Consider the following 16,839-nt stretch of genomic DNA (forward strand, 5'->3'; position numbering starts at 1 on the left):
TGTATGTTAACTCTGATCGGGAGGGATGGCAAGTCATTGTTTTGTGTAAAGGATGTCTGCTATAGGGGCCTCTCTCTAGTACTAAGTAGTTTTGAATAGAATGACAGAAACTGGTTTCCTTTATATTACAAATAAAAGAAAAAATAAAAATATTGATTCTGTAAATCTTATCCACTATAATGCACATAGAGTTATTTTTATGAATAAATTTCCATAAATGAAGAAACGCTGGCCAGCTTTCGATTATAGTATTACATTAAAATGTGGAGTGTGAATTTATTATTATGTTGAAGAAAACGAAGATTACTCTTTCTATTCTACTTATGGCTGTTTCCATTCCAAGCTTGGCTGCAAATGCTCAAGGCCAAGAACCTTCGTCGAATGAATTTAGCCAGTACATTAAAGACGCTATTGAGCAAGAAATCCAATTGTCGGCTCCTGCGGCTGCAAAAGGAATATCAACATTAAGCAACAAAGATTTTGATCATTCTGTTGATAGCCTTATGGAAAAAGGAGTACTTAAACAGGATACAATTCAAAAAATCGAAAAGTTGCAGGATGCCGAAGTGGTTATATTGAATATTGACGAAACTGGCGATCTGGTTGATGCTACTTCTTCCAAACAAGGAGATATTAAAGACCAATTTGAAAAGAAAGTTACCGATGCAACTTATAAAAGCGATGAGCTGGGCGAGAGTAAAGTGAGCGACCATAAAATTACCCTTCAATCTACTTTATCGAATAGAGGCAATACTGCTGGAAAGGAGACGGGAGCATTTCATCGACTTCAAACGCCAGCAAGCAATTCGTCCATCGTATATAATGGTGTAATGGCAGATTCTATCACCCTACCAACTTACGATATTGCAAATGCCGATGATGATAATGAAGCTGCTTATATGTATACAGGAATAGATGGAGTCGCGGAAGTTGGGTTTGAGGGTTTGAGATCTAAGACTACTCCAGCCGGGTGGTATCCTGTTTTCCATGCAAAGGTACTCCATACTGTCAACGAAGGAGATGACAACGGCTATAGCCAGCCGAATTCTAGAGATACAACCTATGTTTATAGATCTAAAAGATTTGATAATGGCGCTACTATAAATGGATACAAAGTATTTTACTATGCTGGAAAATCTGATGAGCCTACTTTAACCATTAGAGAGCAAATTAATTATTCCAATATTTATGTGGTTAAATTTAATGGACTGGGGACGACTGGACGGTCTGTTAAGAGAGTGACTGCCATAGCTATGAATGGAGTATCAAATAGTGGTATTCCTTTTAAGCACGGCTTCACATCTGCCGTTTGGAATAATATGCGCTTTCTAGTTAACAACAGCGCCAGTGCGAAATATCCTCAAAATGTTACCAATTTAAGTGATGACGTATGGAATCATGGCGGAAGAATTGATTATACGAACAGTAATAATGTCGAGAAATACTCATTCAATGTCCGATAAAAATATAATATTTTAATATTCCTAGTGTAATAATTAGAAATTCAGTTCATTGGGCAGTTGATCTAAAAAATAGCGAAGAGGTTCTGGTTGATGAATGGAGAGAGGTGATACACTATGTTAAAACGTATAATTTTGCCCTTAGCTTTTATCTTTGTGTTCCTTTCTTCTGTCTCAGTTGAGAGCGCACATGCGGGATCTAAATTTAGTTATAATGTTGAAGTTTCTGTAAATAACAGCACTTTGACATTAGATCCATTTAGAGAGAAATCCACAAACGAAAATAATAGCATTTTGACAACAGACGTCAGTCCGTATATAGAGAGAGCCACCAACACAGTATATGTCCCTATTAAATTCATATCTGAGGGCTTGGGAGAGTCTGTCTCGTGGAACAGACTTAAACAAGAAGTTACAATTAAATCGAAGAATGGTACAATTATACGATTAACCGTGGGTAGCAAAATTGCATACGTGAACGATGAAGAAAAGATGATGCCAAGTGCTCCCGATATGCCGGAATATCCAAATCGGGTTATGGTTCCTCTTAGATTTGTTTCGGAAGTTCTGGGAGCTACAGTAAATTCAACTACGATCAATGGAACATTACATGTTGACATTAAGAAATAATGCTTGAATGTTTGGGAATGAGTAACAAACCAATTGCTCTTCAAGTCTGATACATAAGGCTTGAGGAGCAATAATAACAATTAATGCATAGCAGAAAAAGTTTGGAATAGGGGTTCGACTCCCCACGTCTCCCCACTGAAAATCCGCTCATTGAGTGGGTTTTTGCTTTTAATCATTCGAAATTGTATAGCAAATGTAGACATGGAATATTTAAGGCACAGAGTTTGGTGAAGCTTGTAGGCATTCTGCTACGTTTAAATCATGTTGTTGATAAAACTGCTGGCGTAATGCTTGAGAAACCAATCCGGCCAATTTGACATGTTATGCTTCCCCTCCCGTGGTTTTTGAGTGTGTGTATGTTAACGCTGATCGGGAGGGATAGCAAGTCATTGTTTATTTATGGGGGATTGGCTGGCTATATTATTTTGTTACTGATCTTGAACAGGTAAAAGACTTATCCACCTTATAAATCAAGTTGGAATGAGCCTTTAGGAGTATAATAATTTTGAAAGCAATTTTCTTACTCAACAAGACCCGTGAATTGGGTAATCAAATATATGTTCTCAATTAGTTTGACCTTTTCTAGATTTTCTATCTTTTTGGAACCGCCTAATCCTAGAAGTGGAACATAACCAAAGCATTCATCAAATGCTGGTTTTCCGTATTTTTCAATGGCATCAGGATATGGTAGCCAATCTAGATCGTTTTGTAGGGATGAATCATCCTCTAGGTCAGAGAAAAAAATTCAAACCCAGATGATATGCCTTGCATCTTTCCTCTTCTAAAATTAAGTAAAAGTAAATATTTATTATCTTCCCAAATAAGTAGATCTCCCATCGAAGTAGTAAATAAAACCAGAGCCTCTTTGCTTCTTACATACACCTCTTCTAGCAAAGAATGAAATTCATCTGGGTTTACTATTTTTAAATATCCATTTAGGATACTACCAAAGCCATACTGCTTCCAAACTTCTATTAATTGCTCAGGTACTTTACCTTCAAATTTATTAATCAGTTTTTCAGAAGCCTTTTCATGTAGCTCAAAATCATTAAAAATTCTACTATCCATGGTGATCCCCTTAGAGACTTTTAAATATACCTTAACTAAGACGTTTAAAATATTATCTTGCTAGATTAGCCCTGTTAACACTGTATATGCTATAGTCCTTTTTATGCCAAAATTCTTTGATCCCTATTCTTTTCATTAGATCAAATTCCTCTTTGTACAAAGGATACATCCCAACTAACTGTATTGTCTTATCGGGCAGTTCAATCACCGATTCTTCTTTTTCTAATATTGCAGAGGCAAAAACAAAATAACCTGTCATATCAGACTCTTGTGATATAGGTTCATCTAAAGTAAACAAATCTGCATAAGAGAATGCCTTTACTCCCCTAAATTCAGCAGCAAAATAAGCAGCAGCCAGCCCCCAACTTTCATCTTGCGTTTCTAGACTTATGATTAGTTCTGGTTTCGCGTTCTTCCAGCCTGTAAATTCACCATCAGATAAACCATACGTCACCGCTGTTAGCATACCTTCTTCAGGTAAATCATAGTAAAAAAACACATGTATTGGCGTACTCCCATCTGAAGGATCTACTTTTCTTATAACGTCTTCCTGACCAAATATTCCCTCAAGCTTATTTATATAAAGTTCCGCATTCGTTTTCAATTAGTTCCGTCCCCCTAGTATCTTAAGGTCCTTTATACTCATCCGAATGATCTTCGTCCTTATGACTCCTATTAGAACTTGGATTTTCTGGACGATAATGATCTGGATTATTATGCTCATCTAAGAATTGTTTTCTTGAAATACCACGTTCTTGAGCACTTTGCTTATGCTTTCTAAACTCATAGCCAGGTTTGTGCCCCATATCCCATGGCTCTTTAGGATCAAGTGTATCACCTGTGAGTGGATCCTTTACTTTACCATCAACATCTTTTGCATTTTCCCAGGTTTCTTCCTTAACTCCTTTTCGGAACTTAGAAGGACGACTATAAGTATCTTTGGGTTCACGTGGACGTTTAGGTTTCGTAGCAGGAGGAGAAGCTTTAACCGCCTCATTGCTTGGTTTCTTCGGTGTTGGAGGTCCCTCAGTCTTACCGGACTTTGTACCTGCTGGTTTAGGCGGCGGTGCTGAGCCTTGCTTATTTTTTTCCTTAATCATTTTCCAGAGTTCAGCAGAATCTCCTCCTGCATTCGACGCCCCGTGGTAGGACATCACACCTCCATGATATATCATACCAGCAGATGCAACGTTCACCAACACACCAGCCGGAGATAATACGACCGATCCATCAAGGAGAAAACCACCAACCTCTCCCCCCGTACCAATCATCATCTCTCCAACTCCAGCTACAGTGCTGAACACATCTCCTATCACTTCGCCTGTTTTACCTGCAATCGGATGTTTTGGGTTGTAGTCAATTTGATGTTTACCATGTGATACACTTCTTAAACCAGCTTGGTATGCTCCTTGTGTAGCATCCCATGCCATTTCACTGCTAATCCGGGCTCCTTCTAACTGTAGTTGTGCGTTCAGTAATTCAGCCTCACCTTGCTTCTCTAATGCTTGTTCCCACCATGACTGAGATTCCTCTTCTTGCTTTGGCTTTGCTTGTTGAGCCATATAGCTGTCATAATTGGCTCTCCAGCGTTGTCTAAGATCTACCGGAACCTGCTGATACGCATGAGCCATGGCATTAGACTCTTTCAGTAAGTTCTGCACCAGTTCCAATGGGCCACCAGAATGTGCTAAATGACGTGCGCTCGTAAACACTTTCCCCAAAATCCACTTGCTATAGTAGGCTTGTCTCGCTTGATCATGCTCGTATTGATTAATCAACCCTTGCAATGCTAGACCAGCCAAGTGTTTTAACGGATGAATACCGTTCCCCTTACCGCCTCCAATCGTAGGAGTTCCTTTGCTCCGAACGGGGATCATTGCGGTTGCTTTCAGAATGACACCCGCCGCAGGCCCACTTAATGCTCCCGCAACAACACCAGCCACTTTTCCCATCACTGGAATGGAGCCTAATAGCTTGGACACCGTACCCAACAAAGAGTTGGCCTGTTGAAGTGCAGCCGGACTTGTTACTTTGGCGGTAGGAGTGCTGCTTGATGTCTTAGCTGCTGATGGGGCTTGCGCCGCCTCGTATGCTTTGATGCTCATCAATGGTGGCTCAGGCACAGGAGGGAGGTCGGCCACGAAAACAGGAGCCTTCACCGTACCTTTCTGATATATCACCGGAGCTTTGGTATCCGTTTCACCATCCAGTACCATGCTGCTGGCTCCGCCTTTTAGATACAGCGCCGTTCCAGCTTTCAGTGAAAGTTCCTCGCCAGCATCGAGCTTCACGTGACCACCCTGAATCTGCACATTCCCCGGACTGTCGATGGTAATGCCGTTACTTTCATGCAGTGTAATGGAAAATTCACCGGAGGTGGATAGGGTCAGCTCATGCTCGGACATTTCTACGCCGCTACCTTGTACATGTTGCCATACCTTCACATTTGGCTGACCATTGGTATGGCGTTGTTGTCGCAGTGAATCCGTTACATAGGCATCTTGTTCGCGGTGGGTAGGCAGATATAACTCGACTTGTTCCCCGATCTCAGGCATATCGTACCAGCCGCTATGTTCTTCGGCGACATAACGGGTGGCTACAGGAAACCAGCAGGCTTTGGCAGGATCTTGCTTCGGGTCGATGTCAAGTTGAAGCTGTACGAAATCCTGCTGTACCATGAGCACTGTTCCTGTCAGCGAAATCCCGGTGGCCTGATCGTTTTCATACCGCGCATAGCGGATATCCTGTTCGGCTTGAAGATCGTAACGGGTGCGCAGTAGGCCATCCGCTAGCGTAGTCACTGCATGAACCACGACCAGTTCTTTGCCTTGTCCAATAGGTAACGTGATGAGGTCGCCCAGTGCATAAAATTGCAGGCTTTCGATCATATAGGTGACATACGAGCCAGCACGTTCTCCTGGCTTTTCCGCATCCAGCTCATGAAACGTTTTTCGTACTCGATAAAATACATCCCGCTCCACCTTATGCTGCTTGCCTTCGGGCATCCCGAAGAAAACCTTGGGCGAGGCTGCGGTTACCTCTGGCACAAGTACGGAACCAAAGCGAGAAGCGAGACGTTTTAAAAACGCCCAATCGGTCTCCTCATTTTGTAAAACAAATGTCTCTAGTTTGGCATAGTGGCTCACCGTATCAATGGCATCTCCGTACTGATATTTTCGAACCATTGCAGTGACCAGATCATCATAGGTACGGTGAAAATCTTGATAGGAGCGCCTTTTACGCTTAATATCCATCTGGTACGAATGGGAAGCGGCCTCTAGTTCAAACGTATACACGCCTCGCACGCAGTGTACGGACATACGTGTAACAATCCCATGGAACAGCCTTCTCAACGATTGTCCCTGATCATTTAACTGACGAATCACAATGGGCTCTTGCTCCATATCCTGTCCGATGCATACAGCTCCTTGTTCTTCGGAGAGCATGCCACTGATATGTAAAAAGGCATGATCATTAAAGGTGCGTGTTATTTGAAGTTGTTCGATGTGTAGTGGCTGAAAGGGACCATAAAAGCGTAGGCTTTCATATCCGATCCCATCTGATAATACGCTCAAGTGAGTTCATAACTCCTTTCTAGTTGCGATGGGTATTTCCAAGTGAAGCACGTCATCTTGAATGCGCTTCTGATTAAAGAAGCCGCAGATGGGTGTATCTGTCAGTCAAGATAGATATGTATTACAAGGTTTGTACGTTATAAAGGGACGAGAGGTGATATTTAATAAACAACCCAGCATATGTATTTATCGGTTAAAAGAGAGATTTAGTTTACAGAATGACCCATTGGTTGGGGGATTTACTATGTGTATTTTTGGAAGTAGGTGATATGAGAGAGGAATGTAAATTATAAAAAGCATATAATTAGAAGGTAAGAGGAAATATATCCTATCCATCGTCTCGACACATGTGGAGTGTTGTTCACTATTGGTCAGAAAAGATTAATAGTTGAGGTGTATTGGCGTTTGAAAAAGGTAAAAATCAAAACAAACTTACTGATAAAAACATCAATAAGATTATCGAAACGTACCGAAATCGTATAGATGTTGATAAATATGCTCACGTGGCATCACTTGAAGAAATCAAAGAAAATGAGTTTAACTTAAATATTCCTCGCTACGTGGATACGTTTGAAGAAGAGCAAGTTATTGACCTTGATGAAGTAAATAAGCTACTAGAGCAAGATAAACAAGAAATCGCTGAACTTGAAGCTAAGATCAATGAACAGTTGAAAATTTTGGGTATTCATGTGTAGAAATTGACGAAAAGGGTCAAGGATATTATTCCTCGGCTCTTTTTTTAAGCCATTCGCATGGGAACGACGTAGGCTGGGGGAAGTTATGCCGTGCAGTATTTCTATGAACTGCGACGCAGTACGTTATAGAAGATGGCAAGGAGGGGCGGCACTCTTCCTTTTTTTGCGAGTCTTTTGGGGAGTCTGCTCCTCTCTTGGGTATGATATACTCATTTAGATGTCTATGCTTAACATATACTGCCGTTTGAACTACGTTGCTTAAACATGTTATATGTGAAGAAGAAGCAAGGACATGAACAGGTTAGCTTTACCATTTTGGGACCAAAGATTTGTCCTGGTATTTATAGAGGAGTTTTTGATATGACGAATAATTTTTGGCGTGATTTGCCACGACCTTTTTTTATACTGGCACCGATGGAAGATGTGACGGATGTTGTGTTTCGCCATGTCGTAAGTGAAGCAGCCAGACCGGATGTGTTTTTTACGGAGTTTGCGAATACAGAGAGTTATTGTCACCCGGAGGGGAACAAAAGTGTACGCGGGCGTTTGACTTTTACAGAGGATGAACAGCCCATGGTGGCCCATATCTGGGGAGATAAGCCGGAATATTTCCGTGAAATGAGCATCGGTATGGCGAAAGAAGGCTTCAAAGGCATCGATATTAATATGGGATGTCCCGTAGCGAATGTAGCCCAGAATGGGAAGGGAAGCGGCCTGATCTGCCGTCCCGAAATCGCAGCGGATATCATTCAGGCCGCCAAAGCCGGGGGACTGCCCGTCAGTGTAAAAACAAGGCTCGGTTTCACTACCGTAGACGAATGGCGCGACTGGTTGACCCATATTTTGAAACAAGACATTGTGAATTTGTCCATTCATCTGCGGACAAGAGAGGAAATGAGCAAAGTAGACGCTCACTGGGAACTGATTCCGGAGATTAAGAAACTTCGTGATGAGGTGGCACCAGACACACTGCTGACCATTAACGGAGATATTCCGGACCGTCAGACCGGCTTGAAGCTCGCTGAGCAATATGGAGTGGATGGCATTATGATTGGGCGTGGTATTTTCCAGAATCCATTTGCGTTTGAGAAGGAGCCGAAGGAACACAGCAGTGAGGAATTGCTTGAACTGCTGCGGCTTCATCTAGATCTCCATGATCATTATTCAGCGCAGGAGCCACGTTCGTTCAGCCCTCTCGCTCGCTTCTTCAAAATATATGTCCGTGGATTCCGAGGGGCAAGTGAACTCAGAAACAGCTTAATGAACGCCAAATCAACAAGTGAAGTGCGTACATTGCTTGATGAGTTTGGAAGCAAGGATCATGATGAGGTAGAGGAACGCGGAAATTAAATTACCAAGTTGGGGATGGGCTGTTAGTAGACATTGAAAACATAGGAGGATATATGTCCTGGAGTAAATTGAAGCAACAACTGGAGAGCTTCCTCTGTCCTGCGTTAGACGGAAGGGTCGAATACCGAGCGACCAGTTACCGTTATTTGCTTGATAAACCTGGAATTTGTTATATAACTGTAGATAAGAAGAACATACTCAATATGAATGATATCATTAGTCCAATCAAATGGTATCAGTCGGAGCAGGAAATTAAGAATGATCCAGATATCCAAGTTCATATCAGCAATGAAGAAATTGAAGCGGTCAGAAAAGATACTAATGGGAATGTTCCGGAGGCTCGTCTACAAGTAATTGCAAGAGGTAGAAAAATATCAGAGCATGCAAAGGAGCTTTTGTCAGCACAGGCCTCATTAAGCAAGTCTAATTTTAATGTTGTAGCTAATAAGTTTTTAACTACTTCTATAGAGGAAAGCTTAGAGAGTAATGATATCTTATTGAATATTCTAGCTTTAGTGGACAGACGAGTAGGAAAAAAGCGAATTTTAAACATGACCGGGAAGATGAAGTTAAAGCATCCCATTGTGCAGTATTTTTATGAACTACGGCGTAGCACTCTATGAAAATAAATAACTTTCATTGATGGGGGCACGTCATATCAGGGTTGTCCTCACTGAAGCCATGATAGAGACTTGAAAAAAATCGGGGAAAAGGTTGAATGGAGAACGGGGCAAACCCGCTTCCGTCATGTCTTTTCCCTGTTTTTTTATATCGTCTATATTTTGAAAATAATAATGTCGTTGTTTTGCTCGGGTTTGACAAATCAAAACCACTAAACTACACTAAAAATGAATGGTTTATTCATTATTGATCGAGGGTGTTTATTATACAGGCGAAAAAAGATGAAGTGAAAAAAGAAATTGAATCAGCCGCTTTAAAGGTGTTTTTTCGAAAAGGCTTTGTAGATGCCAAAATGAGCGATATTGCGGATGAAATCCAAATTTCAGTCGGAAATATTTATACTTATTTTAAAAATAAAAAGGAGTTATTTTATTCGGTTGTTCCGCCGTCTTTAGTGGAATATTTGAAGAATGTGTTAGTGGAAAGCATTCATATCGATAACCAAACTTTTTTTGAAGAAACCAATAACGAAAAAAAATCTGCCATTGTTCAGGAACAAATCAACCTATTAACTCAATATAGCATGCAGATCGTCATTATTTTCGAAAAAAATAAAGGGACGATTTACAGCGATGCAAAAAAAGAACTGATCGATCTGATGATCGAAACCAAGAAGCCTTATTTGAAAAAAAATTATAAAAGATATGAAATCGGAACTGATGAAAATATGATTTTGCTGAACATCATTGCCAATAATGTCATCCATATGACTTTGGATTTATTGAAGAGGGATATGAGCGCCGATAGCCGGAAACGGGTTTTTGAGGCACTTAGCCTATACAGGCTGCATGGACTAAAAAGCTTGAATGAATAATGTCGACAAGTAGGCGGATATTTGCGGGACGGTCCATCATTTTTCTGGCATCAAGACAGTCCCTATATTTTTTTATCCCAAAAATGAATAGATAATTCATTATTAAACACCATGAGCGCAGCAGGAGGGAGAAACGATGGGAACAGGTTATACATTTAAGAACTGCAATGTGATTTATGGAGACGCAAAAAAAGACGTTGAAAAAATGATGACGATTTTAATTCACGAAGACGGGCTGATTCAGGAGATCGGGAAGACAAGCGATTTGGTTATTCCCAGCCATTATCAAACGATCGATGTAGCGGGGAAATATGTGATGCCTGGCCTCATTAATGCGCACGTCCATCTTTTTGCAGATGGAAAGCCATTTACGCTGTCTGCAAGCGAAGGGCTGCTGAATTTTACATTCCGTCATATTTTGGATACGAGGCTGGGCCGAAGCGTGTTAAAAAAACGGGTCAAGAAAAATGCTCTAACGGCACTGCATTCCGGTGTAACCACGATGCGCAGCGTCGGTGAATTTTTTTATACTGATGTACAGCTTCGAGATGAAATTAATGCAAACCGGTTTGTTGGCCCCAATCTTTTGGTGTCCGGGTATTTCCTGAGCGTAACGGGTGGTCATGGGGCACCCTATTTGGCTTTGATCGGCGATTCGCCATGGGAAGCGAGAAAAAATGTAAGACTCAATGTGAAAAACGGAGTAGATCTAATCAAAATATGCGTGACTGGCGGGGTACCGATGCCAACATGGTCGGCGAAGCAGGCCGCTTGCAAATGACGGAGGAAGAGGTAGCCGCCATCTGCGAGGAAGCCCATAAAATCGGTATGCGTGTAGCGGCCCATGTGGAAAGTACCGAAGGCGTAAAAGGGTGGGGTGGATACCATTGAACACGGTGCGGAGATGGATGAGGAGATCATAAGTCTGTACAAAAACAATCCTAGGGCATTAAAGGGCTATACCGCCTTGATTCCTACGATGCAGGCTGCGTATCCCACTGCAAAATTGGACACGGGCCTAACGAAGGTGAATGAAACGGTTAAGGAAAATTCCCAGCTTGTGTACGACTCGATGTTGAAGGGACTGCGACAGGCAATGGAACATCATATCAAAATTGGGGTTGGAACGGATGCCGCAATGTCCTACGTCACCCACTATGATATTTGGCGGGAACTGGACCACTTTATGAGACAAACGAAACTGAACGCGAGTCAGGTCATCGAACGGGTAACAAAATCTAATGCGGAAATCTTAGGCATTGATCACCTTACAGGGAGCATTGATATCGGAAAACAGGCGGATTTAATCGTGATGGAGCAAAACCCTTTGGACAACATAAAAGCTTTGTCGGATGTAGCTATGGTCCTGGTCAAAGGCAATCTTATACAAACACCATCGGTGACCAGAATTCGAGAAGTGGACGAGCTGCTTGATTCCGTTTGGTAAAATCAAATCCACCCCGTAAACTCCAGTATAGACGCTTTCGCGGATTGCGCTTCGGATTGCGCCCCTTTACGCCATTCTTTGGGCGGCTTTCCCATAAGCCTGGAGAAGCAACGGTTGAAGCTGGAAATGGAGTGAAAACCGACTTGTTCAGAGATCGAAAGAATAGAATCCTCCGTGCTTTTTAACTGCTTGCAGGCCTCTTCGATTCGAGTGCTGTTTAGGAAATCGAGAGGCGACGTCCCCATAATTTCATGGAATTTTCTTCGAAAATGAGTTGTACTTAAATGGCACAGGTCGGCCAAAAAATCCATAGTAATGGGGTTCATATAGTTTTTCGTGATGTACTCCAGAACCGGAGAAATGACAAAATCGCTTTTCAGACTATGCTCTGTTTCTTGATCTGCCAACAGTTCATTCCTGGAATGAATTCTAAGGAGTTCTATATAAAGGGATAGCAATAAGCCGTAGGCACTTTCCTGATAGTAAGGATTCTGCTGTTTTAATTCCTCTACGATTGAAGTCGCAAGTGTATAAACCTTGGGATGTTGCTCCTTATTCAATATACAGTTCATACCCTTCACTACCCACAAATTCGGCTCGAAGTTGCTATAAGCACTTTTAAATGAATGTTGAAAGAGGTCCTCTGGCGAAAAAAAGATATAAGACCAAAGACTGGCTGTATTTGGCGAACTGTACGTGGTATGAGGAAGATACCTGGGGATGAAGGTCACATCACCGGCTTTGAAGGGGACAGATTCTCCTTTGATCTCCATGAAGCCGCCATCCGAATAGCAAATACCAATCTCCAAATGGTTATGGAAATGGAGATGCTCACTTTTAATATCTGAAATTTTCCAACGCTCACCGCTTAATAGCAAGACAGGGAAATTTATAGGCAAGCTGTAGTGCCGATATTCTATAACGGGCTTCTTTTTTCTGGGCATATTCAATACCCCCATGACTTTGATTTTAACCAGCCTATATACATCAGGATTTTGCAAAATTCGATTCCAATCGCTCCAAGGTGCAATATATAGACGAACTAGACCATTTCGATCTATATACTGTTTATTGGAAGTCGCTTATTGGATTTTTGCAAAATCATCACATAAATGATTGGAATTGCACAGTTTTGTTGCGAATATGCTTAGATGGAGACTATTTTACTGCGTACAATGGAATAAGTAAAGCGTTTTCAAAATGGCGACAAACAGCTCTCAAGCGCCTTTGGGGGCGTGTGCGCTAGGAGAGGGGAATAAAGATGCTTCAATTGAATTGTGACAAGGAAGAGATATTAAAAGTTATCGACAAAGTCGTCAGAAAAACAATGGCGATGGATTTGACGTGGGACTGGCCTTGCGGTGTGGCTTATTATGGTGTATCCACGGCCTATACAAAAACAGGAAATAAAGACTATTTGAATATGCTTAAGCAGTGGGCGGATGAATATATCGAGCTGGGTCTGCCGCACTGGACGGTAAACACATGTGCTATGGGCCATATGCTGATCACATTGTATGAAGAAACAGGGGACCAGAAATATTGGGATATTGTGATGAGCAAGGTGGATTATATTCGGAACCATGCTCTCAGGTTCGGAGACCATGTTTTGCAGCATACGGTATCCGTTGCTAATGATTTTCCAGAACAGGCATGGGCGGATACGTTGTTTATGGCGGCATTTTTTCTGCTCCGTGTAGGAACCAAATTAAAGGATGAGGAAATGATCCAGGACGCCTTAAACCAATATTACTGGCATATCAAATACCTGCAAGACCCTAGTAGCGGTTTCTGGTACCATGGCTACAATAATGTCAAGCAGGACCATATGTCCGGATTTTTCTGGGGGAGAGCGAATGCTTGGGGAGCCTATACCATGTCGCAAGTTAAAATTCATTTGAAGGACTGGTATTTATATCCGCAGTGCATGGACGTGGAGTGTTCGCTTCGGGATCAACTGGCGGCACTAAAGGGTGTTCAAACGGAGAACGGCCTATGGCGGACGGTACTGGATGACGAGGAGTCCTACGAGGAGGTGTCTGCATCTTGCGGAATCGCGGCAGCCATGATCAATAACGGCAATCCGCTGCATACCAAATACGTGCAAAAGGCATTGGACGGCATCTTGAACCATATTAGCGAGGACGGACGGGTACTAGGTGTGTCGGGCGGCACAGCGGTTATGAAAGATCGGGATGGGTATCGCAATATTCCAAAAGACTGGATTCAGGGCTGGGGACAAGGCTTGGCGTTGGCTTTTCTATCCGATATGTTGAATTAGGAGGGATCGAAGTTGTCTAAACAAACAACGGGGGCCTTTACACTACCGGGAGAATCTGGTTATGAGGCGCTGACCCTAAAATTAGCTGAACGGTGGGGTGCCGATGTCATTCGTGATAGTGACGGCACGCAATTGTCCGACGAGATTATTAACGCTGGGTACGGCATATATTCGACAATCTGTATCATCAGAGATCATAACGAGTGGGCGTCCCACAATCTTGACAAGCTGCAGCAGTGTTTTTTAATTACAAATCCGAAGGTAGCTGTACAAGATTATATATCCATCTATCTGATGGAGGATTTTTTTGCTGAACAATTCAGAGTTAATGATTCCAAAGAGGCGTTTAACTATTGGCAGGTTTTTGACAGAACGACTGGGGAGGAAGTTCCAAGAGAACAGTGGAATTATGAAAGGGAATCTGGAAATGTGGTGATTACCGGAATTGTTCCTTGGCATAAATACACCGTAAGCTTCATGGCCTACCGGATCTGGGAAGAGATTTCCATGTACAATCACACAACGAATCATTGGGACAAAGAGCATTTGATGCAGATAGATCCTATCTATGTAGAAACGCAAAAGTATCTGCTGGATTGGATGGAGGATTGGTGTCTCCAGCATAAGGAAACCACGGTTGTTCGGTTTACCTCCTTATTTTATAATTTCGCCTGGATTTGGGGCAGCAATGAGCGCAATCGCCATCTGTTCTCTGACTGGGGATCATACGATTTTACGGTAAGCTCAAGAGCGCTTGATCTGTTTGCCAAGAAATACGGGTATTCGATGACTGCCGAGGATTTTGTGAATGGCGGGAAATACCGCGTCAGTCATATCCCGGCTGAGCAGCGCAAGCTGGATTGGATGGCATTTATCAATGATTTTGTAATCGAATTTGGCAAGAAATTAATTGACATTGTGCATAGGCACGACAAGCTGGCCTATGTTTTCTATGATGACAGTTGGGTTGGTATGGAGCCTTACAATGACCGTTTTCAAGAGTTTGGATTTGACGGGTTGATTAAATGTGTGTTCTCAGGTTACGAGGCGAGACTTTGCTCAGGTGTAAAAGTGAATACACATGAGATTCGGCTGCATCCATACTTATTTCCGGTTGGTTTAGGCGGGCTTCCTACCTTTATGGAAGGGGGGAACCCCACGCTGGATGCCAAAAAGTATTGGATTAATATTCGGCGCGCCTTGCTGCGGGAGCCTATTGACCGAATTGGACTGGGCGGATATTTGCACCTTGTAGAGCCTTACCCGGATTTTTGCGATTACATCGAAAAGATTGCCAATGAGTTCAGAGAAATTAAGGAACTGCACCATGAAGGCAAGCCCTATCACATGAAGACGAAGGTAGCTATTCTGCATAGTTGGGGAAAATTGAGATCGTGGACATTGTCCGGACATTTCCATGAAACGTATATGCATGATTTGATTCATGTCAATGAGGCTTTATCCGGATTGCCGATTGAAGTGCAATTCATTGATTTTGAAGATATCCGTCAGGGAATTCTACAGGATTGTGATGTAGTGATCAATGCCGGCTCTGCTGGTTCAGCATGGAGTGGTGGGGAGTACTGGAATGACAACAAGTGTGTGGACTTACTGACGAAATGGGTCTATGAGGGTGGTACCTTTATTGGCATCAACCAGCCTTCTGCGGTTGAAGGTCACGACAGCTTTTTCAGAATGGCACATGTTCTTGGACTGGATGAGGATACAGGCTCCAGAGTAGGTCATGGAAGATGGACTTATGAGGTTAGGGATGAGCATGGATTGGTGCCTGAAGGAGCCAGTATAGCGCCAAAGAATAGCATTTATCTTACTGATGGGTCAGCTGCGGTAGTGGAAGAAACGAGTGGTATGATAACACTGTCTACTCATGCCTTTGGTAAAGGAAAGGGGATATACCTTCCTTCTTTCGAATTCAGCTGGGAAAACACAAGGTTGCTGCTGAATTTGATTCGCTTTGCAGGCAATGAGTTACATGAAACGAAGTACATTACGGATAACCTATATACAGAGTGTGCTTATTATCCAGAAAGTAAAATATTGGTTGTTATTAACAATAGCGATCAACTTCAAAGAACGACGATTGATACGGAATATGGCAAACAAACCATGGAATTAGAACCGTATGACACCATGATCACCCATATCGGCTTAACAAAATCGGTATAGGAACGGAAAATATGAGAAGTAGCAGTATCAAGCCCTCCTTTATTTTAAGGAAGGGCTTTTTGTTTCCGCACCTCCAGAAAATCAAGCCAATTTACCGGGGATTTTGTCCATTCAAAAGTATCTACTCCATCATTAACTATAAGTAAAACAATTAAGGAGATGATTTCTTTGAGAAAGGCAACCTTAATGAAAATTAAAAAAACAGAAGCAAAGTTGGGAAAAAAACTGAAAAAAAATAGTCACGTGATTATGAATCTTAAAAAAGCCATTCGTGTAACTCAACTTGGAGATGGGTTCGCACGATTCACTTTCGCACCGATCACTATTTCTCCTAATAGCTTTAGAAGCACTACGATTAACGGTAACGCCTACAATCTGATTAGCGGTGCATGGACTTTCTCTGGAAATGAACAAGGGTTTCTTCTCAATAATTATTCCGCGGCCGAAGACAGATGGGTATTTACTGCATGGAATCCAACTGGATTCACAAGAACGGTATCCTATGCTGTTATTGCCAAACGGAAGCCATGATTCAAATGTCATAGCTAGTAAAGAAAAGGAGCTTGCAGGTTCCTTTTCTTTACTAGAATGTAAATGAAATAGACCAAAGATCTCCTAAAGGGTGTGAAGTTTTCTGGATTCTGCCTTAAA

The 16,839-nt window shown here is 42.1% G+C and carries 13 protein-coding genes and 2 pseudogenes; 11 read left to right on the top strand and 4 right to left on the bottom strand.

Translation table 11 applies throughout. The features are described from left to right. The first annotated feature begins 284 nt into the window (after window positions 1–284). Together ACUUJN_RS04305 and ACUUJN_RS04310 are read left to right on the top strand one after the other, a co-directional pair. Window positions 285–1,463 (top strand): hypothetical protein, encoded by a 1,179-nt coding sequence (locus ACUUJN_RS04305; RefSeq protein WP_069080203.1) that lies wholly within the window; start codon window positions 285–287, stop codon window positions 1,461–1,463. Window positions 1,464–1,577: 114 nt separating this feature from the next. After that, window positions 1,578–2,090 (top strand): stalk domain-containing protein, encoded by a 513-nt coding sequence (locus ACUUJN_RS04310; protein ID WP_031462000.1) that lies wholly within the window; start codon window positions 1,578–1,580, stop codon window positions 2,088–2,090. A 520-nt stretch (window positions 2,091–2,610) separates the two neighbouring features. On the opposite strand, the pseudogene ACUUJN_RS04315 reads toward ACUUJN_RS04310, so the two are convergent. The 3 genes and pseudogenes from ACUUJN_RS04315 to ACUUJN_RS04325 form a co-directional block, all read right to left on the bottom strand. Then, window positions 2,611–3,158 (bottom strand): annotated as a pseudogene (locus ACUUJN_RS04315) (T6SS immunity protein Tdi1 domain-containing protein). Between the two features lie 52 nt (window positions 3,159–3,210). Further along, on the bottom strand, window positions 3,211–3,762 hold the full coding sequence (locus tag ACUUJN_RS04320) for a suppressor of fused domain protein (protein ID WP_069080201.1): 552 nt from the start codon (window positions 3,760–3,762) through the stop codon (window positions 3,211–3,213). 22 nt (window positions 3,763–3,784) lie between these two features. Further along, window positions 3,785–6,733 (bottom strand): GH-E family nuclease, encoded by a 2,949-nt coding sequence (locus ACUUJN_RS04325; RefSeq protein ID WP_484669301.1) that lies wholly within the window; start codon window positions 6,731–6,733, stop codon window positions 3,785–3,787. Window positions 6,734–7,134: 401 nt separating this feature from the next. Here ACUUJN_RS04325 and ACUUJN_RS04330 point away from each other — a divergent pair. The 6 genes and pseudogenes from ACUUJN_RS04330 to ACUUJN_RS04355 form a co-directional block, all read left to right on the top strand. After that, a pseudogene (locus ACUUJN_RS04330) lies at window positions 7,135–7,428 on the top strand (N-6 DNA methylase); the annotation flags it as partial. A gap of 360 nt (window positions 7,429–7,788) precedes the next feature. Then, on the top strand, window positions 7,789–8,778 hold the full coding sequence (locus ACUUJN_RS04335) for a tRNA dihydrouridine synthase (RefSeq protein ID WP_484669302.1): 990 nt from the start codon (window positions 7,789–7,791) through the stop codon (window positions 8,776–8,778). A 53-nt stretch (window positions 8,779–8,831) separates the two neighbouring features. Beyond that, window positions 8,832–9,401 (top strand): SF0329 family protein, encoded by a 570-nt coding sequence (locus ACUUJN_RS04340; protein ID WP_484669303.1) that lies wholly within the window; start codon window positions 8,832–8,834, stop codon window positions 9,399–9,401. Window positions 9,402–9,685: 284 nt separating this feature from the next. Next, on the top strand, window positions 9,686–10,273 hold the full coding sequence (locus ACUUJN_RS04345; RefSeq protein WP_235322368.1) for a TetR/AcrR family transcriptional regulator: 588 nt from the start codon (window positions 9,686–9,688) through the stop codon (window positions 10,271–10,273). Between the two features lie 136 nt (window positions 10,274–10,409). Beyond that, a complete protein-coding gene (locus tag ACUUJN_RS04350) occupies window positions 10,410–11,054 on the top strand; it encodes an amidohydrolase family protein (RefSeq protein WP_254664395.1) in 645 nt (214 codons plus the stop codon). Window positions 11,055–11,150: 96 nt separating this feature from the next. After that, a complete protein-coding gene (locus ACUUJN_RS04355) occupies window positions 11,151–11,720 on the top strand; it encodes an amidohydrolase family protein (protein WP_484669304.1) in 570 nt (189 codons plus the stop codon). Window positions 11,721–11,722: 2 nt separating this feature from the next. Here ACUUJN_RS04355 and ACUUJN_RS04360 read toward each other — a convergent pair whose 3' ends face one another. Next, window positions 11,723–12,664, bottom strand: a complete 942-nt coding sequence (locus tag ACUUJN_RS04360; RefSeq protein WP_068938557.1) for a helix-turn-helix domain-containing protein — start codon at window positions 12,662–12,664, stop codon at window positions 11,723–11,725. A gap of 317 nt (window positions 12,665–12,981) precedes the next feature. Here ACUUJN_RS04360 and ACUUJN_RS04365 point away from each other — a divergent pair, with 317 nt between their 5' ends. The 3 genes from ACUUJN_RS04365 (at window position 12,982) to ACUUJN_RS04375 (ending at window position 16,719) form a co-directional block, all read left to right on the top strand. Continuing rightward, window positions 12,982–14,001 carry a glycoside hydrolase family 88/105 protein gene (locus ACUUJN_RS04365; protein WP_338533254.1) on the top strand — a complete coding sequence of 340 codons (1,020 nt, stop codon included), beginning with the start codon at window positions 12,982–12,984 and terminating at the stop codon, window positions 13,999–14,001. A gap of 12 nt (window positions 14,002–14,013) precedes the next feature. Further along, window positions 14,014–16,188, top strand: a complete 2,175-nt coding sequence (gene gnpA / locus ACUUJN_RS04370; protein ID WP_484669305.1) for a 1,3-beta-galactosyl-N-acetylhexosamine phosphorylase — start codon at window positions 14,014–14,016, stop codon at window positions 16,186–16,188. Between the two features lie 159 nt (window positions 16,189–16,347). Continuing rightward, the gene (locus tag ACUUJN_RS04375; protein ID WP_226887842.1) at window positions 16,348–16,719 is read left to right on the top strand and encodes a hypothetical protein; all 372 of its coding nucleotides are present in this window, start codon (window positions 16,348–16,350) and stop codon (window positions 16,717–16,719) included. The last annotated feature ends 120 nt before the right edge of the window (window positions 16,720–16,839 follow it).

It is taken from the genome of Paenibacillus sp. LRG-1 (genome assembly GCF_057220305.1).